Origin of the sequence: Streptomyces sp. NPDC059398 (assembly GCF_042751845.1) — a bacterium.
Lineage (GTDB): Bacteria > Actinomycetota > Actinomycetes > Streptomycetales > Streptomycetaceae > Streptomyces.
Genome location: NZ_JBHYWP010000084.1, coordinates 1 through 19373, shown reverse-complemented (window position 1 = coordinate 19373; position 19373 = coordinate 1). Strand labels below are relative to the sequence as shown.

General features: G+C 72.3%; 18 protein-coding genes. 7 read left to right on the top strand and 11 right to left on the bottom strand.

Annotated features, from left to right (window positions below):
• Positions 1-175 precede the first annotated feature (175 nt).
• Entirely contained in the window at positions 176-517 is a 342-nt protein-coding gene (locus ACFXBC_RS25885; protein WP_385029079.1) for a hypothetical protein, read from the top strand.
• Positions 518-532: 15 nt separating this feature from the next.
• Here ACFXBC_RS25885 and ACFXBC_RS25880 read toward each other — a convergent pair whose 3' ends face one another.
• The 4 genes from ACFXBC_RS25880 to ACFXBC_RS25865 all read right to left on the bottom strand — a co-directional run bounded on the left by ACFXBC_RS25880 (position 533) and on the right by ACFXBC_RS25865 (position 4908).
• The gene (locus ACFXBC_RS25880; protein WP_385029076.1) at positions 533-1441 is read right to left on the bottom strand and encodes a class I SAM-dependent methyltransferase; all 909 of its coding nucleotides are present in this window, start codon (positions 1439-1441) and stop codon (positions 533-535) included.
• A 163-nt stretch (positions 1442-1604) separates the two neighbouring features.
• Complete coding sequence (locus ACFXBC_RS25875; RefSeq protein ID WP_385029073.1) at positions 1605-2708, bottom strand: NAD(P)-dependent alcohol dehydrogenase; 1104 nt, start codon at positions 2706-2708, stop codon at positions 1605-1607.
• A gap of 2 nt (positions 2709-2710) precedes the next feature.
• Positions 2711-4117 (bottom strand): aldehyde dehydrogenase family protein, encoded by a 1407-nt coding sequence (locus tag ACFXBC_RS25870; protein WP_385029070.1) that lies wholly within the window; start codon positions 4115-4117, stop codon positions 2711-2713.
• Between the two features lie 8 nt (positions 4118-4125).
• Positions 4126-4908 (bottom strand): (5-formylfuran-3-yl)methyl phosphate synthase, encoded by a 783-nt coding sequence (locus ACFXBC_RS25865; RefSeq protein ID WP_385029067.1) that lies wholly within the window; start codon positions 4906-4908, stop codon positions 4126-4128.
• A gap of 367 nt (positions 4909-5275) precedes the next feature.
• Here ACFXBC_RS25865 and ACFXBC_RS25860 point away from each other — a divergent pair, with 367 nt between their 5' ends.
• Positions 5276-5506, top strand: a complete 231-nt coding sequence (locus ACFXBC_RS25860) for a hypothetical protein (RefSeq protein WP_385029064.1) — start codon at positions 5276-5278, stop codon at positions 5504-5506.
• Positions 5507-5657: 151 nt separating this feature from the next.
• Here the strand turns inward: ACFXBC_RS25860 and lysA are convergent, their stop codons facing one another.
• A complete protein-coding gene (gene lysA / locus ACFXBC_RS25855) occupies positions 5658-6944 on the bottom strand; it encodes a diaminopimelate decarboxylase (RefSeq protein WP_385029061.1) in 1287 nt (428 codons plus the stop codon).
• A 138-nt stretch (positions 6945-7082) separates the two neighbouring features.
• On the opposite strand from lysA, the gene ACFXBC_RS25850 reads away from it, so the two are divergent.
• Positions 7083-8699 carry a helix-turn-helix domain-containing protein gene (locus tag ACFXBC_RS25850; protein WP_385029058.1) on the top strand — a complete coding sequence of 539 codons (1617 nt, stop codon included), beginning with the start codon at positions 7083-7085 and terminating at the stop codon, positions 8697-8699.
• Here ACFXBC_RS25850 and ACFXBC_RS25845 read toward each other — a convergent pair.
• From ACFXBC_RS25845 to ACFXBC_RS25825, 5 genes are all read right to left on the bottom strand, one after another.
• On the bottom strand, positions 8684-10279 hold the full coding sequence (locus ACFXBC_RS25845; protein ID WP_385029055.1) for a serine hydrolase domain-containing protein: 1596 nt from the start codon (positions 10277-10279) through the stop codon (positions 8684-8686). The genes ACFXBC_RS25850 and ACFXBC_RS25845 overlap by 16 nt on opposite strands.
• Positions 10279-11772, bottom strand: coding sequence for an APC family permease (locus ACFXBC_RS25840; RefSeq protein WP_385029052.1), 1494 nt, complete (start codon positions 11770-11772; stop codon positions 10279-10281). The genes ACFXBC_RS25845 and ACFXBC_RS25840 overlap by 1 nt, the downstream gene beginning before the upstream one ends.
• A gap of 371 nt (positions 11773-12143) precedes the next feature.
• On the bottom strand, positions 12144-12728 hold the full coding sequence (locus ACFXBC_RS25835) for a GrpB family protein (protein ID WP_385029049.1): 585 nt from the start codon (positions 12726-12728) through the stop codon (positions 12144-12146).
• Between the two features lie 80 nt (positions 12729-12808).
• On the bottom strand, positions 12809-13171 hold the full coding sequence (locus tag ACFXBC_RS25830) for a DoxX family protein (protein ID WP_385029046.1): 363 nt from the start codon (positions 13169-13171) through the stop codon (positions 12809-12811).
• 42 nt (positions 13172-13213) lie between these two features.
• A complete protein-coding gene (locus tag ACFXBC_RS25825; RefSeq protein ID WP_385029043.1) occupies positions 13214-13708 on the bottom strand; it encodes a cupin domain-containing protein in 495 nt (164 codons plus the stop codon).
• 80 nt (positions 13709-13788) lie between these two features.
• Between ACFXBC_RS25825 and ACFXBC_RS25820 the strand changes: the two genes are divergently transcribed.
• From ACFXBC_RS25820 to ACFXBC_RS25810, 3 genes are all read left to right on the top strand, one after another.
• Entirely contained in the window at positions 13789-14640 is an 852-nt protein-coding gene (locus ACFXBC_RS25820) for a LysR family transcriptional regulator (protein ID WP_385029040.1), read from the top strand.
• Positions 14641-14843: 203 nt separating this feature from the next.
• Positions 14844-15395 (top strand): YciI family protein, encoded by a 552-nt coding sequence (locus tag ACFXBC_RS25815; RefSeq protein WP_385029037.1) that lies wholly within the window; start codon positions 14844-14846, stop codon positions 15393-15395.
• Positions 15396-15752: 357 nt separating this feature from the next.
• Positions 15753-16070, top strand: a complete 318-nt coding sequence (locus ACFXBC_RS25810; protein WP_385029034.1) for a M55 family metallopeptidase — start codon at positions 15753-15755, stop codon at positions 16068-16070.
• A gap of 80 nt (positions 16071-16150) precedes the next feature.
• Here the strand turns inward: ACFXBC_RS25810 and ACFXBC_RS25805 are convergent, their stop codons facing one another.
• Complete coding sequence (locus ACFXBC_RS25805; RefSeq protein ID WP_385029031.1) at positions 16151-17512, bottom strand: MFS transporter; 1362 nt, start codon at positions 17510-17512, stop codon at positions 16151-16153.
• Between the two features lie 446 nt (positions 17513-17958).
• On the opposite strand from ACFXBC_RS25805, the gene ACFXBC_RS25800 reads away from it, so the two are divergent.
• Positions 17959-19077, top strand: a complete 1119-nt coding sequence (locus ACFXBC_RS25800) for an alpha/beta hydrolase (RefSeq protein ID WP_385029028.1) — start codon at positions 17959-17961, stop codon at positions 19075-19077.
• The last annotated feature ends 296 nt before the right edge of the window (positions 19078-19373 follow it).

The window sequence follows — 19373 nt, the reverse complement described above, 5'->3', positions numbered from 1 at the left end:
CGCGGGGGCGCGCTCGCCCGCCCCCGGGGGGGGGGGGGGGCCCCCCCCCGGGGCCCCCCGGCGCCCCGCCCGCGCCGCGGGAGTCAGAGCCCCCCCCCTTGCGGCCCTCGCCGCGCACCGCACGGCGCGGCCGGAAGCGACACCGGGCGAGCTGCGCTCCGCGATGCTCGGGGAGGTGCTGTTCACGGCCGGTACGGCGCGCATGGCTCGGGCCCACGCACGGATCTCGGGCGGCCGTACGCACCTCTACGAGTTCGGATACGGCTCGACAGCCCTGGACGGGCGCCTTGGCGCTGCCCATACCGTTGAGCTGCCCTTCGTGTTCGACATCGCCGACGCACCCTGGCTGCACGGCCAGTCCCGCCTGCTCGGCCCCGACCCCGCTCCTGCGGGACTCGCAGCCCGGGTGCACGGGGCCTGGGCGGCGTTCGCCCGCACCGGCAGTCCGGGCTGGGCTCCCTTCGATCTACGGCGGCCCACAGCGGAGTTCCTCGGCAGCCCCCGCCCGGAAGGGTGAGGGGTCCGCCGCCCGCTACCGCCGGGGCTTGTCCGCGAACACCCAACGGTTGCCTGCCAGGGCGTCGTTCTCCTCGGGCAGCGGTCCGCGTCCGTGACGGCGGGTGAAGTCGAAGGGGGTGTGGACCGATACGGACCAGCCTCTGCCCGTCAGATCACCGGCGGAGTCGGGTCGCGGCTGCCTGTCGAAGAGGTTGAGCAGGTCGATGCCAATCTGCTGGGCCGTCGCCGTGTAGAGGGGGCTGTCCCGGTATTCCAGCAGGTCCTTGTCGAGCTTGACCTCGAATGCCAGGGCGCTCCCCTGCGCGCTCAGTCGGGCCACCCTGTCGATGAGGTCGGTCTCGACGGCGGCCGGCAGGTAGAACATCAGCCCCTCGGCGAGCCACACGCTCGGCGCGGCCGGGTCGAAGCCCGCGTCGGCCAGGGCTCCGGCCCAGTCGGCGCGCAGATCGACCGGGACGGGGACCCGGCCCGCCTTCGGGGCGGCCGACAGTCCGTCGAGCACCTTGTGCTTGAACGCCAGTACGCCTTCCCGGTCGATCTCGTAGATCACGGAGCCGGGAGGCCAGTCGAGCCGGTACGCCCGCGAATCCAGCCCCGCGCCGAGCAGGACCACCTGTCGGGCGCCTCCGGTGTGCACGGAGCTGAGGAGAAAGTCGTCGAGGACCCTTGTCCGCAGACCGAAGTAGCGTGCGAACCGTCCCCACAGCGGGTTCGTGTCCCCTCCCGCGACCTGCTGGATACGGACCGGCCAGCCGGCGCACGCCGGCGCGGCGAGCACGAAGTGCTCGGCGTAGACGTCCTGGGCCAGGGTGTCGTGGCGGTGGGTCTCGATCGCCCGTGCCGCCGCGACCAGAAGAGCGGTCAGACCCACGCCTCCTTCCACGCCTTCCACACCGGTGTTGCGCTGCGTTGTGCCGACCACGTGTCCTCCTTCGGGCGGGCTGGGACCACCAACGGTGAGCTGTACGGGATGGGGCGGCGGCGAACTGCGGACGGTGGACGCGCGAGGCCGCAGCCGGGGGTGTGCTGTTCGGCGCGGAGCGCCCGACGGGGCGGCCGGCGACCGACGGGGCCGTACGCCTCACTCATCCGCTCTTTCCTTCGGGGATCAGGACGGGTTTGACCACACGGCCCGCTTCGCAGTCGCGTTCGGCCTCGTTGACGGCGGCGAGCGGATACGTACGGATCAGTTCGTCGAAGGGGAACCGTCCGGCCTGCCACAGCCGGGTCAGCCGTGGAATCAGCAGTCCCGGCACCGCGTCCCCCTCACAGATGTGGGAGATCCTCCTGCCCCGGTCGAGTGCCCCGGGTTCGAGCGGCAGCACGGTACGGAGCCGGGCCACGAGACCGAGATGGCCGGTCGGGCGCAGGGCCAGCAGCGCGTCGTTGATCAGCCGGGCGGATGCGGTGGTGTCGAGGGCGTACTGGGCGCCGCCGTCGGTCAGCCGCCGGATGCGGCCGGGCAGGTCGGCCGATGCAGCGTGCAGCGGGACGGCGCCGAACCGTTCGGCGAACGCCAGCCGTTCGGGGTGCCGGTCGACGGCGACCGTCACTGCTCCGGCGGCGCCCGCCGCCATCACCGCGGCCAGGCCCACCGCTCCCGCGCCGAGGACGACGAGGGTGTCGCCGGGCCCGGCGCCGAAGGAGTTGAAGACCGCTCCGGCGCCGGTGAGGAAGCCGCAGCCGAGCGGTCCGAGCAGTTCGACGGGGAGCGCGGGGTCGGCCCTGACGGCGTTGCGGGCCGGGACGACCGCGTACTCGGCGAACGAGGACTGACCGAACCACCGGGGGGCCAGTTCGCCCCCGGCCGCGTCGGTGAACCGTGCGGCGTTCTCCTTGCGGCCCGCGAAGAGGTTCAGCGCGGCGAAGGAGTCACAGTGAGCGGGGGCCGCGTCCATACAGTTACGGCAGTGGCCGCAGGAGTCGAAACTCAGCACGACATGGTCGCCGGTGCTCAGACCGGTGTGCGGGCCGCCCGTCTCCACCACGGTCCCGGCCCCTTCATGGCCGAGCACCGCGGGCAGCGGCGAGCGGCCGGACGAGCCGCGGACGGCGAGATCGGTCCGGCACATCCCGCAGCCCGCGATCCTGACCAGGACCTCGTCCTCGGCCGGTCCCGAGTGGAGGATCACCTCCTCGACGGTGAACGGGCTCTCGTACGCGCGCAGTACGGCCGCGCCGAATCTCATCGTCACGCCTCCTCCGGGCGGTGCACGACGAAGGGTCTGAGGTTTCCGTACAGCCCCCAGGGCCCGCCCGCGACGCCGACGCCGCTCTCCTTGATGCCCGCGAAGGGCTGGGCGAGGGAGAGTTCGGCGTGGTGGTTGATCCAGGCTGTTCCGCACTCCAGCCGGTCGGCCACCGCTGCGGCCCGGTCGAGGTCGGTGCCCCATACCGAGCCGCCCAGTCCGAAGCCGGTGTCATTGGCCGCCTCGACGGCTTCGTCGAGGTTCCCGTACGGCAGCACCGGCAGTACGGGCCCGAACTGTTCCTCCGTCACCACCGGGCTGTCGGGTGGTACATCGGCCAGGATCGTCGGGGCGAAGAAGTACCCGGGCCGGTCCAGCCGGTGGCCCCCCGCGACGGCTCGGGCACCGGCTGTCAGGGCCTGCGCCGTGCAGGTCTCGACCCGGGCCAGCTGGGGGGCGTTGTTGACCGGGCCCAGCTGGGTGTCCGGGGCGAGGCCCGCTCCGACCGCGACGGTCTTCGCGCGCTCCGCGAGGGCCTCGATCACCCGGGGGTAGAGGCGGGCCGGGGCGTAGACGCGCTTGACCGCCATGCAGACCTGGCCGCAGTTGCGGAACGCCGCCCAGAACAGCCGGTCCGCGATCGACTCGACGTCCACGTCGTCGAGCAGGACGGCCGCGTCGTTTCCGCCGAGCTCCAGGGTGACGCGGGCGAGCGAGGCCGCCGCGCCGCCCGCAACGGCCCGGCCGGTGGGGACCGAGCCGGTGAAGGTGACATGGCGGATCCCCGGATGGGACACGAGACGTGCGCCGAGTGGTTCGTGACCGGTGACGACCGTCAGTACGCCGTCGGGGAGGACGGCGGAGATGACGGAACCCAGCAGCCGGGTGGCGAGAGGGGTGTACGGAGAGGGTTTGAGCACCACCGTGTTGCCGGCGGCGAGCGCGGGCGCGAACTTCGCGGCAGCGAGTTGCAGGGGAAAGTTCCAGGGGACGATGGCCGCGACGGGCCCGAGCGGTCGCCAGCGGATCTCGCCGCGCACCGGCCGTCCGTCGGTGATCGGCTGGGGCCCGGGGCCTTCGAGCCCGGCGAAGTAGCGCAGCCGGGCCGCTGTCCGGGCGATCTCCGCGTACGACTCGGCCAGGGGTTTGCCCTGTTCACGGGTGAGCAGGGGAGCGAGGTCCGCACCGGCCGCCTCCACGGCGTCGGCTGCCGCGCGCAGCGCGACCGTACGGGCGGCGGGGTCGGACCGCCAGCCGCGCCAGGCCTCGTGGGCTCGGCCCACGACGGCGTCCAACGCGTCAGGCCGCTGGTCGGGAGCCTCGTCGAAAGGCTCGCCCGTTGCCGGGTCGAGGACGGCGAAACGCTCGCCGGGGGGCGCGGGCGCGGGCCCGGGGTGATGTATCGGCATACCGGCGCTCAGCTCGCGGCGGTGACGGGGGCCGTGTGTTCCCGGGCGTGCCGGTCCATCTCCGCCCGGAAGGCGGCCACCAGGTGCGGCTGGATCCTTCCGGCGTTGCGGTCACCCCCCTCGCAGACCGCCCCACGCACCCCCACGATGTCCGTGCCGATGCGGTGGAGTACGCCGAGGTCCTCGGCCTTGACGCTGCCCGCGAGGGCGGCGAGCAGACCGGCTTCATGGGCCCGCCCGACGAACTCGCCGCAGATGTCGGGTGGAACGTGGTCGAACAGCCGGGTTCCGTCCTTGACGGCGGTGTCGAGCATCGCCGCGTCGGAGCCGGAGCGCAGGGCTATGTCGGGCAGTGCGAGCGGGTTGACGCATCCGATCCGGTGGGCGTCGGCGTATCCGGAGGCGACAACGAAGGCGTCGGGCCGGTATTCCTTCACCGCCCGCACCACTCCCCTCATGACGTCGACGGCCTGATCAGGGGTCGTGCATCCGTAGAGGCCGACCTTGATGTAGGTGGCTCCGGAGACAGCCGCGCCGAGTGCCGCCTGGGCCACTGTGCCCGGCTTGTACGGCACGTCTCCCACGGTGGCGGAGACCGGTTTGTCCGCCGGGACCGCGTCGCGGATCTCTCTGATGACCCACGGGTAGTTCGCGCCGAGCGAGCCCTCGTCGGGTTTCTTGACGTCGACGATGTCGAGATGTTCCGCCGCCTTCGCGCAGTCGAGGGCCTCTTCGACGCTGTCCGGGGAGATGAGAAGTAGCAACGTGGACTCCTTCCGCCGCGTGGTCATCTGCCGGGGGCAGATGCGCGGAGTCGCCTGGATCCCTTGCGGTCCGCTCATCATTACGGCGGCCCTCGGCCGTCGGTAGGGCGCGCGGAGTGCCAACGGGGACTGCCGTGGTGCACTGAGTGCGCCGTGCACGCCGGTTCGTACCGGCTCGGTCACCGGGCCCCGGGAGCGCCGAGCCCATGGCCTTGTGGCCGCGCCGACCTCATGGCCTTGTGGCTTCACGGCAGCGCCGAACGCGTCGGTCACTGCACAGTGGGGCCAGTCCGCGCCGTGTCCATCGGCACATCGACGCGTTTGCACAGGTATGACCTCAACACGACGAATCGCCACATGCCTCGCTCTGGCGGCCGCCCTTCCGTGTCTCGCCATGTCGTCGGCGAGCGCCGCCGGCGCCGCCGGGCGGGCCGACTCGAAGCTGAACCCGGTCGGCGCACTCGACGCTGTCGCCGCGACCGGCATCCCCGCGCCGTACGCGGGCCGGCTGCCCAGGGTGAAGGACCAGTTGGCCGGGGTGAACCGCCTGAGCGAGCTGAACCAGCTGCACCAGCTCACCGACCAGGCGGCGCCGGTCCTCAGTCTGGCGTCCGCGGTGGAGTGACAGCCCCGCCCCCGCGGTCGGGGGTGCGGGATCAGCCCTCGCGGGTGGTGGTCCAACTGCTGCCGGCCGGAAGCCTGTTCCCGCAGCCGGTCCGGTCCCCTGCCCTGATCAGTCGGGGCAGGGGAACAGTCCGCATCGGCCGGCTGCGCCGCTACGGCAGATCCCGGCGCATCAGGTCGGCGTACGTCTCGCGGCGCACCACTGCACGGTGCGCGCCGTCGCGGACGAAGACCACCGGCGGGCGGCGCGCGCCGTTGTAGTTGTTGCTCAGCGCATAGGTGTAGGCGCCGGTGACCGGCACGGCGATCAGGTCTCCGACGCGCGGGTCCGCCAGCGGGACGCCGGCGCTGAGGGTGTCGCCGGATTCGCAGTGCCGGCCCACCAGGCGGCACAGCTCGCCCCCGCCGGTCGGGCGGTCGGCGACGGCGGCCTCGAAACGCTGCTGGTACAGGGAGACTTCGAGGTTGTCGCCCATGCCGCCGTCGACGGCGACGAAGGTGTGGCCTCCGCCGCGCTTGGCGGAGACGACCCGGTAGAGCGAGACGCCGGACTCCGCGACCATCGAGCGGCCCGGCTCGATGAGGATGCGGGCGTCGGCGGGCAGCAGGCGTCGGGCGACATCGGTGACGGTGTCGAGGTACGCCTCCACCGTGGGCGGCCGGTCCGCGTAGGTGTAGCGGGATCCGAGGCCGCCGCCCAGGTCGTAGACGGCGAATTCGCCGAGTTCGGCGACCGCGTCGACGGCCTGCGCGAAGGGTGCGAGGTCCAGGATCTGCGACCCGACGTGCACGTGGACTCCGTCCAGCCGCAGCCGGTCGCTGCCGCGCAGCCGCGCGATCGCCTCCCGGGCTTGCGGCAGGGGCAGACCGAACTTGGAGCCGCTCTGGCCGGTGGACACGGCCTCGTGGGTGTCGGGGCGGATGCCGGGGGTGATCCGGACCAGTACTCCCTGCTCCGCCGCTGTGCCGGCGAGGATTTTCTCCAGCCGGTCGATGTCGTCGAAGTTGTCGACGACGACCGTCCCGGCGCCGGCCTCGACGGCGAGGCGCAGTTCCGCCTCGGTCTTGGCGTTGCCGTGGACGACCAGGCCGGCCGGGTCGGCGCCTGCGGCGAGTGCGAGGGTCAGCTCTCCGCCGCCGGCCACATCGATGCCGAGGCCTTCCTCCGCGAGCAGGCGGATGACGGCGGTGCAGGGGAAGGCCTTGGAGGCGAAGGCGACGCGGGAGTTCGGCCATCGGGCGGCCAGGCCGTCGGCGTACCGGCGGGCGCGGGCGCGGACCGATGCCTCGTCGAGGATGAGCGCGGGAGTGCCGTAGCTTTCAGCGAGTTCGGCCGCCGGTACGCCGCTGATCGCCAGTGCGCCGTTCCCCTGCCGGGTGGTCCCGGGCGGGAACAGTCCCAGCAGTTCCCGGCCTGCCTGCGTCTGCGTCGTCGCCATCCGCGCTCCTTGTGCCATTGATCCGTCCCGCTCTCCTGCCATGCTCCCGCGGTGCTCGCTCCGGATCATCGTTGACATCGTCAATACAGGTCTTCCAGAATTGACGTCCACAACAGTCCTTCGAGTCGGGGGTGCATCATGCGGGAGTCCGGCGCTCGGGGGCACCTGCCCGTCCGTCAGCTCGTGGACAACATCGGCCCGGCGCTGCTGCGCCTGGTCCAGGAGGGCACCGGCGGCGGTGGGTCGCTCACCGACATCGCCATCCATGCCCCGGGTGCGCCGGCCCAGCTCGGACCGGGGTGCGTGGTGCTGGGGGTCGGCGTGACCACGGAGGCCGAGCTGCGCGAGCTGACCGCGGCCATGCGGCAGGCCGGCGCGGAGGTGCTGGCGGTGAAGGCCCCGGTGCCGCCGTCGGCCGACGACCGGCTGGCGGTCATCGAGGTCAACCGGGACGCGTCGTGGATGCATGTGGCGACGACCGTCCGTGAGCAACTGCTTGAGTACGCGAGGACGCGTGTGCGCTCGGCCGGCAGCGGCGCGGAGTTGTTCGCTCTGGCGAACGCGGTCTACGAGGCCGTCGGCGCCCCGGTCACCATCGAGGACCGCTTCTCCGCGCTGGTCGCCTGGTCGGAGGGGCAGGACCGGACCGACTCCGAGCGGATCGAGACCATCCTGGGGCGGGCCGTGCACCAGCGGACGCTCGCCGAACAGCGCGAGCGCCAGGAGTTCGAGCGGCTCCATGCCAGCACCGGACCGGTGTACATGGAGCCGGTCGGGGCGGACCAGCTGGCCAGGCTGGCGATCGCGGTCCGGGCCGGTTCGGACGTCGTCGGCTACCTCTGGGCCGCGGTCAGCGGGCCGTTCGACGAGGCGGCCGCAGCCCGGCTGCGCGAATTCGCGCCCGTGGTCGCGCTGCAGCTGGTCGGCCTGCGTACGGAGACCAGTTACGCCCGCCGTCAGCGCGGCGAGCTGGCCGCCGCGGTACTCGGCGGGGCGGCCGACCCGGTGGAAGCGAGCCGACTGCAGCTGGGCTCCGGCCCGGTCTGCGTTCTGGCCGCGGCCCCGCGGCCGGCGGGGAGCACGGACTCCGACGCGCTGGACGCCGCCGGGCTGCGCCGGTTCGCGGACACGCTGGAGTACTTCCTGGCGGCCGTGCATCCTCGTTCGGCCGTGGTGGCAGGGACCGGAGCGGTGTACGTACTGGCTGCCTGGCCTCCGGAACATGCCACGGCCCTGGAGTCGGCCGTCGCGCTGGCCCGTGACTTCCTCGCGCGGACCCCACTGGCCGGTGACTATGTGGTCGCGGTCGGCGGCCCGGCCGGATCGACGGGGCGGATCGCCGATGTGCGGGCGCAGGCGGACGCAGCGCTGCGGGCGCTGCGGCATCCGGCCGTCCGGGGAGCGGCCGTGCGCACCGTGGAGGAGATGGCGCTGGCGGTGCTGCTGCTGCACCTCGCCGACGCGACCGAGGCGCTCGGTCTGCCGGACGCGGGCGGCGCGCTGCACCGGCTGCGTCAGGAAGAGGGCCGGGACGGGCCGCTGACGGCGACCCTGGCCGCCTATCTCGCCGCGGCGGGAGCCACCGACACCGCGGCGGAGGCCCTGCACATCCACCCCAACACCATGCGCTACCGGCTGCGCCGTATCCGCGAGGTCTCCGGTCTTGACTTCGCGGATGCCGACGCCATGCTGCTCGCACACCTCCAGCTCCGGGTGCGCGAGCTGCGGACGGGCGCTTCTCAGGGCTCCGGCTGATCGCGGAACGAGCGCGTGTAGCGGCATCCGTCCAGGTCGACCCAGAGCACAGCGCCGTCCAGGGTGGGGCCGGGCGTCAGGCGTTCCGGGAGCCGGGGGTCGGCTCCGATGCGGAACGTCCCGTCGTCGAGCGGGACAAGTTCCGGTTCGTCGTCGGGCGCTTCCACGCCGGTCGCGGCGATCATGTGCAGGCGTCCCGCCCGCTGCACGATGCTGAAGCCGGGATACCAGGGGGTGTAGCTCCGGTAGTGACCTGCGAGTGCAGGCGGAGGACCGTCCGGCGCGGCGGGGCCGGGGCCCAGGGACTCGGGTCCGTAGAGCCAGCGTCCGTCCAGTGAGTGGTGGTAGGCGGACCATCCTGGGTGATCGCACACCAGCCGCCCGTCCCCCGTGTCGTACAGCCTGCCTGTCACCTCGTCCGATGTGAGCGACAGACCGTCGTCCCCCGTTGCCTCGACGCGGATCTGACGGGGCGTCGTTCCGTGGGTTCCGGCGTAACGCCGGGCGCCGGGGATCCGCTCCGGGTCGAACAGCGCCGGGTCCGCCGGGGCTCCCTGGACGACGGCGAGCGCATGGCGGGCGAAGCGGTCGATGATCCGGCACTCGCCGGGTGCGTTGGTCAGCACGGCGACGCCGTGTCCGCCGTCGGTGTCGACGGCGAGGTACGAGCGGTAGCCGACCATTCCGCCGGCGTGCGTCAGCCAGGTGTGGCCGTCGACCACTTCCACGTCCACGCCGAGCGCATAGCCGGCACCGACCGCGCCGGGGGGCAACGTGACGATCTGGCGGAAACGCTCCCGCCTGATGATCCTGGTGCCGTCCAGGGTGCCCCGGCCCAGCAGCATGCGGGCGAACAGGCCCAGGTCGGAAGCGGTTGCGAGCACGTTGCCGTCTGCCGCCGAATACTCGAAGAAGCCGGCCGGTGCGAGCGGGGCCGAGGGCAGCGGCGGGCGGTCGTCGCGCAGGAACCGGTACCCGGTGGCAAGTCTGTTGATGTCCCCGTCGGCGATGTCCTCGTGAGTGATCCGCGCCGCCGATTCGCGCATGCCCAGGGGCCGCAGCAGCCGTCCGGCCATGGCGTCCGCCAGCGATTCCCCTGTCACCTGCTCGACGATCAGCCCCAGCAGGTTGTAGCCCTCGTTGGAGTAGTGGAACAGCTCGCCCGGTTCGGCCCAGGTCCTCGCGTCGCGCAGCGCGTAGCCGCGTGCGGCGGCGTCGGGCAGCGCGTCGGCCCCGGCCACCAGGCCGGAGGTGTGGTGCAGGAGGTGCCGGACGGTGATCGCGCGGGAGCCGCCGTTCGGGGCGAACCAGGGCAGGTGGTCGGCGACCGCCGCGTCGATGTCCACCTTCCCCTCGTCGGCCAGGATGCCGATCAGGAAGGCGGTGAAGGTCTTGCTGATGGAGCCGATCTCGAACCGCGTTCGGCGGGAGACCGGCGTGCCGGACTCCGCGTTCGCGAATCCCGCGGTGACGAACGCGGACTCACCGGCTTCGTCGACGACGCTGATCGCGATGCCCGGCACCGGCCACCGGGTCCGCAACCGCTCCGCAAGCCCGGAGAGTTCCCCTTGCACATCCATCAGACGCCTGCCTTCTTCGAACCGAATCCCCTGAACCTGTCCGGACCCAGCTCGACCCGGGAGGAGTCGATCTCCGCGTCCGGCCGGCCGCCTTTGACGAACCGTCGGCACAGCGGGTAGAGCAGCACGGCCAGCAGCGCCACCGCGAGACTCATGCCGAACGTCGCGGCCTCGTCGACCGCCGTACTCCACGCCAGATACACGATCATCGCCGTGGGCAGCGCGACGACCAGGACCGCGCCGGGCCAGCCGCCGGGGACCCGGACCGGCCGGAGCATCTGCGGATACCTCCAGCGCAGGACCAGGAAGGCCACGAATTCCAGCAGGATCGAGGCCAGGGTGAGCAGCACCGTGGCGCGCAGGATCGAGCTGAAGTCGACGGCGGAGAGCACGACGACGACGGTGGTGCTCGCAAGCAGCGCGCCCACCGGCGTGTTGAACCGTTTGCTGTCGCGGGCCATCCAGCGTGGCAGATACGCGTCCGCGGCGAGCGCCCGCGGGACCCGGGTGCTCGTCAGCAGGATCGCCATGAACAGCCCCACCAGGGAGAGCGCCGATCCCAGGGAGATCAGCACCTTCAGCCAGATTCCGCCCAGGGCGTCGCCGGCCACGACGAAGTCGCCCTCGGCCCAGTCGGCGGGCGAGCCCTGGTGCAGCCCGCTGCCGATGGCGGCGATGGTGGGCAGCAGATAGGCGGTGATGATCAGCGGAACCGAGATGGCAAGGGCCCGGGTGTAGGTCCGGTGCGCGTCGGCGACCTCGCCCAGTACGGTGCTAGGGCCGTCGAAGCCGAGGTAGAGCCACACGATCACGCTCAGCGCGCCGGCCACCGACGAGTGGACGCTCTGCCCCGGCACCATGAAGGGCGAGAGCACGTTGATCCCGTGGCCGATCGCATGCCGGATGCCGAGGACCGTCAGCACCGCGAACGGTGCGAGGATCAGCAGCATCATCCCGACCGAGTACTCGCTCACCGCCTTGGAGCCGCGGTAGTTCAGGTACGCCATCGGGACGATGAGGGCGACGGTGACGATCCAGTGCAGGTCGACGACGAAACCACCGTGGAACAGGTCCACGATCACCAGTCCCTTCCCGCGGGCGATGTCCGGGACCCAGGTGGCCAGGTAGTCGACCAGCAGGATCGGGTAGAGGGCGAGGTTCAGCACCGACCCGATCGAATTCCAGGCTCCGAACACGAAGGCCGCGCCTCTGCCGAGCGCGATCTTCGTCCAGTAGTAGTAGCCGCCGTCGACCGGGATCGCGGCGCTCAGCTCCGCTGCCACCAGCGCGTTCGGCACGCCGAAGACCACCGGCACCAGGACGATCATCAGCAGGGCCATGCCCGGACCAGCGCTGGAGAGTGAGGCTTCAAGACCGAAGGGGCCTCCGGACACCGTGAAGAAGAAGATTCCGACCAGGGGCAGCACGCCGAGCGTGCGTCTGCCCGCCCCGGGCGCCGACCGCGTGGTTTCCGGCGGGATCAGTTCGGTCATCCTGGGCTCCACTCTCCGTTCGCGCCTGGTCGGCACAACGTACGGGGGTGTCACCGGGACCGTCCTCGTCGTGCGCGCCAAAGCCGGGGCCCGCCAATTGTCGCTGCCACCAACGACGGGCCGATCCCCCCGGAACACGACCAAGCCCCGGACGACGAGGTCACCCGAGGCTCCGGAGCTTCCGACAGGGCTGCGGTCCGGGGCGGGTCAGGCCGCGCGCGGCGGCCTGAGCGCCGCGGAGTGGCGGACGGATTCAGCGACCCGGGTACGAAGGCGGCGGCCCGCGACGGCACGCCCCGGCCCGGCCGATGACCGCGTCGATGACCACACAGGGGGATGCGGTGCCGACGGCGGGCGAACGACCGCTCGCCTCAGGCATTCCTCCCCGGGCCCGGGTGCCAGCCGGTCGCGGTGGCCCAGCGTTCCGCTGCCGCCATCAGCACAACCGTGGCGGGTGCTTTGATCTGCCCGTAATCGGACAGGTCGGGCACGGTGACGGCCAGGCGCTTCTTGAACGCCCCCCACGCCTGACGGGCGGCTTCGTCGGCGCGCAGGAAGTCACGGAAGAGGAGGGCGAAGCGGGTGTTCGGCGCGCCCTCCTCCCGTACGTGGACATTGCATCGGCGTGCACCGGCCGGCGGGGCGAAGACCAGCTTCCGGCACTCCTGGCCTCCGGAGATCTCCGACCGGTTCCAGGGCTCGGGCCTGCGGCGGAAGCCGATCGCGGTCAGGATCTCGCTCTGGCGGTCCTCGTCGAGGGCATCGACCTGGATCTGGATGTCCACACAGTCCTTCGCCGCGAGTCCCGGCACTGCGGTGGATCCGATGTGGTCGATCGCGCCCGCCCGGTCGCCGAGAACGGTACGCAGCGTATCGGCCAACACCGCGAATTCCAGAGGCCATTGGGGCCGGTAGTCCACCACGGCCACGGGAGCCGACTCGTCAGGGAAGGGCACTCCCCCATCATGGCACCGCCCCGCGCGCACCGGTGAGACGGTTCGTCGTGGCCGTGCGCTTCCGCGGCGGCCCTGTCCGTTCACCACCCACCGGCAGCGAGCCAGACCGCCACGGCCGCGGCGGCGAGAAGGCCGGCGTTGAGCATGATCTGGCGGTCCGCACCGGTCAGGTGCACGGTGACCGCACCGATCTGCAGGAGCACGAACCCGATGGCCGCGGCCAGGGCCAGCCAGGGCACGATGCCGGTCGCGGGCGGCACCACCAGCCCCACGGCGCCCAGGACTTCGATGGTTCCGAGCGCCCGGACGGCGGGCAGCGGTATGCGGTCCACCCAGGCCATCATCGGACGGAGCTGATCGCGGCTGCGGATCATCTTGAGCACGCCCGCGTAGAGGTAGAACAGGGCGAGCAGTCCGGCGACGATCCAGTAGGCGAGGGTCATGAGGTCCTTTCGTGGTCACCACTCCTGGGTGGCCCGCCCGCCTCAGGCGAAATCGGCAGCGGGCTCGGTGGCATAGCGGTTCATCGTGCGGAGTACGGCCTTGGGCTCCGGCGCCCTGCCGTCGGCGGCCAGGGCCTGGAGGTCCCGGAAGTACTGCACGTACAGGTCGGGCGTGAAGATGCTGAGCATGACGGCCGGTTGGCCGGTCCGGTTGGCGAAGGTGTGCGGGGCGCCGGGCGGGACCACCACGAGTGTGCCCGCGGTGGCGTCGTGGTCCTCGTCCCCGACGGTGAACCGCACCGTGCCGGAGATGATGTAGAAACCCTCGTCGTGCTGCGCGTGGCGGTGCTGCGGCGGCCCCGGTGTGTGCGGGGCGAGGACGGACTCGGTGATCCCCAGGCGGTGCCCGGTGTGGCTGCCGTCTTCGAGGACGCGCATGTGCGTGGTGCCCATGACGATCGTCTCCCCGTCTCCGGGGTCGACCACCGATACGGCGGGGCCGGACCGCGGTGCGCTGGTGTTCGCTTCTTCGGTCATGGTCCGAGTGCACCGCCCGGACCCCGCGAGTGTCCAAGACCCGTTACGCCAAGCCGATACCTCGCGGGTATCGTTGCAGCGTGGAGCTACGTACCCTGGGCTACTTCGTGGCGGTCGCCGAAGAACTCCACTTCGGCCGGGCCGCCGCCCGGCTGCATATGAGCCAGCCGCCGCTGAGCCGGGCGGTCAAGCGGCTGGAGGCGGAGACCGGGGCCCTGCTGTTTGCCCGCTCAGCCGCCGGGGTCACGCTCACCCCGGTGGGAAGCGTGCTGCTCGACGAGGCGCGGGCCCTGCTCGACCAGGCCGAGCGTGCCCGCCTCCGGGTGAGCGCTGCGGCCGGGACGGCGACTCTCACCGTCGGCATTCTGGGCGACGGAACCGACCCCGGCATCACCGGGACGGCGGCAGTGTTCCGCCGCAGCCACCCCGGCGTCGACATCCGCATCCGCGACGCCGACCTGACCGACCCGACCTGCGGGCTGACCGCCGGGCTGGTCGATGTCGCGCTGACCCGTGGACCGTTCGACGACACCGCCCTGGCCGTGCGTGAGCTGCGTACCGATCCGGTCGGCGTGGTGCTGCGCGCCGACGACCCGCTGGCCCGTCGCGACCATCTGGTCCTGGCCGACCTGGCGGGCCGCCGGTGGTTCCGGTTTCCCCGGGGGACCGATCCTGCCTGGCAGTCGTACTGGAGCGGCGGCGAGCCGCGCGAGGGCCCGGTGGTGCGCGTCGTCCAGGAGTGCCTGCATGCCGTGCTCTGGAACAGCACGGTCGGCCTGGCCCCGCTCGGACACGACCTGCCCGAGGAGCTGGCTGTGGTTCCGCTGGCCGACATGGCACCGAGCCGGGTGGTCGCGGTGTGGAGGGAGGGCGACACCAACCCGCTGATCCGCTCGTTCGTCGGGCTCGCGATGGCCGCGTACCGCCGTTGAGCGCCCGGGGTCCGAGGCCGCCCGGGTTGGGTGTCCCACAGGCGGAGACCGCCGCACATCCATGGGCGGGGGTTCGGGAGTACTGCGTGAACTTGAGGCGAGCTGTGCGAACTTCGGGGTAGCCGAATGGGGTTGGGGGGAGCTTGCAGGATGTCGCACAAATCCGTTCGCCCTGGTCGCCCCTCTGAAGAGATCATGTAGACATGGAGTTCTTCTGCTATCACCGCGACCGGCCCGGCTCCGCCGCGCTCCGGAACGAGCTGCTGGAAGCCCACTGGTCCTACATGGACCAGTTCCCGAAAGAGATGATCGCCCGGGGCCCCACCCTCGCGGACGACGGGGACACGCCGACCGGCAGCGTGCACATCATCGATCTTCCCGATGCCGCCGCAGCCCGTGCGTTCGCCTTCGAGGAGCCGAACTACCAGGCGGGCGCCTACCGGGACGTGCTGGTGCGCCGGTGGCGCAACCTGCTGGGGCGCACCATGTGGGACTACCCCGGCGGCCGGACCGGAGGCAACCGGTACCTCGTACTGGGTCTCGGCGCGGGACCGGCCGCTGATCTCGCGGTGCCGTCCTGCCGGGACGAGCTGATCGCGTACGGGCCGCTGCTGGCCGACGACGGTGTCACCTGGCTGGGCACGGCGGCGTTGGTCCGGGCACCCGGCCCGGACACGGCGCGGGCCCTCCTGACCCCGGACCGGTATGCCGCGATCGAGGTGCACAACTGGCAGTTCGGCGGACGGCCGTCGTGACACGGGGCTGCTCGGAACCCCAACACGGTAGTGACGCAAGGGAGTCAACGTCTGGCGCGGCTGAGGCGAGCTGAGCTCGCAGCAGGCCGCGTGGCGAGCGGTGGGGGCGTGCACGGGAACCGCCGGGTGGTCGTCCGGGTGTGAGCAGATGCCATGTGGAGCGGCCCTGTGTCCGTGCGCGTCATCTCCCGTGGCCACAACCGGGTTGGCCTCGTGGGCCGGTGGACCTCCCTCGCCTTCACCGCCGCCGAGGTGACAGCATGCCGGCGTGTCTACGGAGAGCGTGTCTACGCGGAGGGAGCGGGATGCGGGTCTACATCAGCGCGGGTATGGAAGGCGTCACGGTCCGGTGTCGCGGTGAAGTACGCGCGCGACCGCTTCGCCGCCGAGCTGCGCCCGGTGGGTGAAGCTCGCCGGGCCACCGAGGACGCGGCAGCCGACAGCCTCACCGGCCTGGCCACCGGTGCGGCCCCAGCGGCCCACCACCGTACGTTCACACTCGCCGCCCGCTGGCAGTCGTCCGCGGTCGCCGCCACGCTGCTCGGGATCCCCGGCGTCACGCCGGTCGACAGCCGCACCGTCCGGACCGGCGGCACCCTGCCCGGCCTCTCCCGGCTCTTCGGCGTCTGGACCAGGGTGGCGGCCGCGCTCACCTGTCAAGCCCCGTATTGCTGAGCCGGGCCGTTTGCAGCGGGTGCGGGCAGGCCCGGCTCGGTCAGAGTGCGCAGCCACGACACCGGAGAGAGGGCGCACCGTCAGCCGGGCACCCTCGGGCCCGGCAGCGTCCGTCCCACCCGGGCGAGCGGTGACAGGGCCATCAGGGCCGGGGAGGCCAGCATGCCGGTGACCGCCACCAGGAGACCGGTGCGCAGCCCCCACTGCTCTGCGACGCAGCCACCGAGCAGGGAACCCAGCGGGGCCAGGCCCATCCCGGCGAACGTGATGGTCGCCGACACCCTCCCCTGCATGCCCTCAGGGGTGACGGCCTGACGGAGAGCCATGACGGTGACGTTCACGAGCTGGCCGCAGGTACCGAACACGAAGTTGACCGCCAGAAGCACGGCCATCGTCATCGGTGCGGGGCTGTGCAGCGACGGCACGCACAGCAGCGCGCCGTCCCCGAGCAGGGCGGCGCACACCAGCACCGCGCCGTGCCCGTACCGGCCCGGCAGGCGGGCGGCGAGCACCGACCCGAGGAGCGCACCCGGCCCCGTCGCGGCGAGTGCCAGCCCGACGGCGGCGCCGGACAGATGCAGTTCCCTGGGCAGGAAGAGCAGATAGACGGTCATCACGGCGGCGAACGAGAACTGGAAGGCGCCCGACGCAAGGCCCACGGCCCGCAGCCGGCTGTCACGGGCCACGCAGCGCAGCCCCTGGTGGATCCGCGACCACACCCGCATGGGGCGCGCCAGGTTCTTGGTGGCCGACGGCACCGGTGGGGCCGATGTCACTAGTGGGGCCGAAGTCACCCGTGGGGCCGGCGGGATCACTTCGCGGCGGCGGATCCGCCCGATCGAGACGAACGACAGCACGAAGAACGCAGCGCTGCACGCGGTCCCGGCGGGCGCCTGCAGAAGCGAGACCAGCGCGCCGCCGAGCGCGGGTCCGCCGATCTGGGCGGCGGACCGGCAGCCCTCCAGCGCACTGTTGCCCCGCACCAGCTGATCGCGCCGTACCAGCCGTACGAGGGACGCCTGGTACGCCACGTCGAAGTACACGGAGAGGGACCCGGTGGCGAAGGTGACCAGGAGCAGCGCCGGCAGGCCGAGCCCACCCAGGAGCCCAGCCAGTGCGGCGCCGCCCAGGGCCAGCGCGCGGCCCGCGTCCGTCAGCATCATCACCGTGCGGGTCCGGCTCCTGTCCACCCAGGCGCCGGCGAAGAGCGAGAGCAGCAGGACCGGAGCCTGCCCCACCGCGCGCAGGACGCCCAGCCGGCCCGGGTCCGCGCCGAGGGTCAGTACGGCGACCAGTGGCAGGACCACCAGGCTTGTCTGTTCGCCGAGTTGGGAGGCCGCCTGGCCGAGCCAGAGCCTGCGGAAGTCCCTGTCCCGCCACAGGCCGGAGGGGGCGGGCAGACCCGCACGGGGTACAGCGGATGAAGAGGAGCCGGACGACACAGTGTGCCCCTGGGGTACCGGGAACGAGGACCGCCACCTGGCGCGCCCAGCGGGGCACCGGTGGTGAGGCAGGGAAAGGCTCGCTGTGCCGCGCAGAGCGGGCAGCACGCGATGACGGGCCGCTCGGCGGCCCAAAGCGTCAACGCGTGCGCGGACGACCGGGCATGTGCTGGCTCCTCGTGGGTCTCGGTGTCCGGAGACTAGCCCGTACCGGCCCGGCGCGGAAGACCGCCGGCGGGCGGCGGCAGGCGGCGGGAGAAGCACCGTCGGGAGGACCGGGCCGGTCGATGCGCTGTACGTCCGGGCCCGGTTCCGGGCGCGGCCCGGCTCTGATCCGTACGGATCGGGAACCCCGGCCCCCACGCGGACATCTCCTTCACCGGACCGGGGCCCGGGACGGGCAGCGATGCCGCCGCGGCCCCTTGTTATCCGGAGACGAGAATCTGATGAGCCTTACGGGGACACCCTTCTTCCTGACGTCGATCGTGCTGGTGGTTGCGGCACTCGCCCTTCCGCTGCTGTTCTGGAGCCGTATCCGAGGCCCGGGGGCCGTGCGGCACACCGCGCGCATGGGCATGCTGCTCGTCGTCCAGGCCACCGGGGTCCTCCTGGTGTTCGTGATCGTCAACAACTCCAACGGGCTCTACGACACCTGGGGCGATCTCCTCGGTACCGGCAGCCATGTGAACGCCGCCGCCGATCTGGGCCCGGACGGAACCGGTGGCAAGTCCGTCAGGAGCGAGCCCCGGATCAAGCAGGCGTTCCACCCGGCGGGCGACCCCCGGATGGGGCCCGGGGTGCAGGTCACCCAGCTCAAGGGGCGGATATCGGGGGTGTCGGGCGAGGTCTACGTATGGCTGCCGCCGCAGTACGGCCGGCCGGCCTACCGGCACCGCGACTTCCCCGTGGTCGAGGTGCTCCCGGGTTATCCCGGGTCGGCCCGTGCCTGGTTCGGGGCGCTGAACGTCAACACACAGCTCGCGCCGATGATGCGGCGCGGTGAGGTGGCCCCGTACATCATCGTCGCACCCCGTACGACACTGCTGGGCAACGCCGACACCGGCTGCGCCAACATTCCCGGCAAGGTCAACGCCGACACCTGGCTCAGCGTTGACGTACGCAAGATGGTGACGGACACGTTCCGTGCCGACCGGCGGGCGGCCGGCTGGGCCGTCGCCGGCTATTCGGCGGGCGCCCACTGCGCGGTCGAGCTGGGTGTCAAGCACCCGGACCGCTACCGCGCCGCGGTCGGTCTGTCCGGCTACAACGACCCGGTCGGCGAGCCGGCCTCCCTGACGGCGCGGACCCTTCAGCTGCGCGACCGGAACAACCCGTGGAAGATCCTCCAGCACGACCGGGTCCCGCCCAGGGTGGCGCTGTTCGTCTCCGGTGCGCCGGGCGACGGATTCCAGGGGGCACTGGCCCTCCACCAGGCGGCGAAACGCCCGACGACCGTACAGGCGGTGCGCCTGCCGGGCGGGGCCGGCGGACACTCCACCGCGGTCTGGAAACAGCAGGTCCCGGAGGTCTTCCGCTGGCTGACGCACCAGGTGCCGATGCGCTGAGGTGTCGTGCGCCGAGGTGCCATGCACTGAGGTGCCATGCGCTGAGGAAGGCCGAAGGAAAAGCTCCGGCGCCCAACCGCCAGCCGGATCGGAGGGGCGTCCCCCGCAGCGGAACGCCCCTCCGGACACCGGGCACCAGGCACCAGGCACCAGGCACCAGGCACCGAACAGCAGACATGGGGCACCGGACACGGGCCCGACGCCAAGGCCCGGGGGGCCGCGGGGCGGCCGGGGGGGCCGGGCCCCGGCCCCCCGGGGGGGGGGGGGTTGGGGGGCCCGCGCGAGGGCCCCCGCGC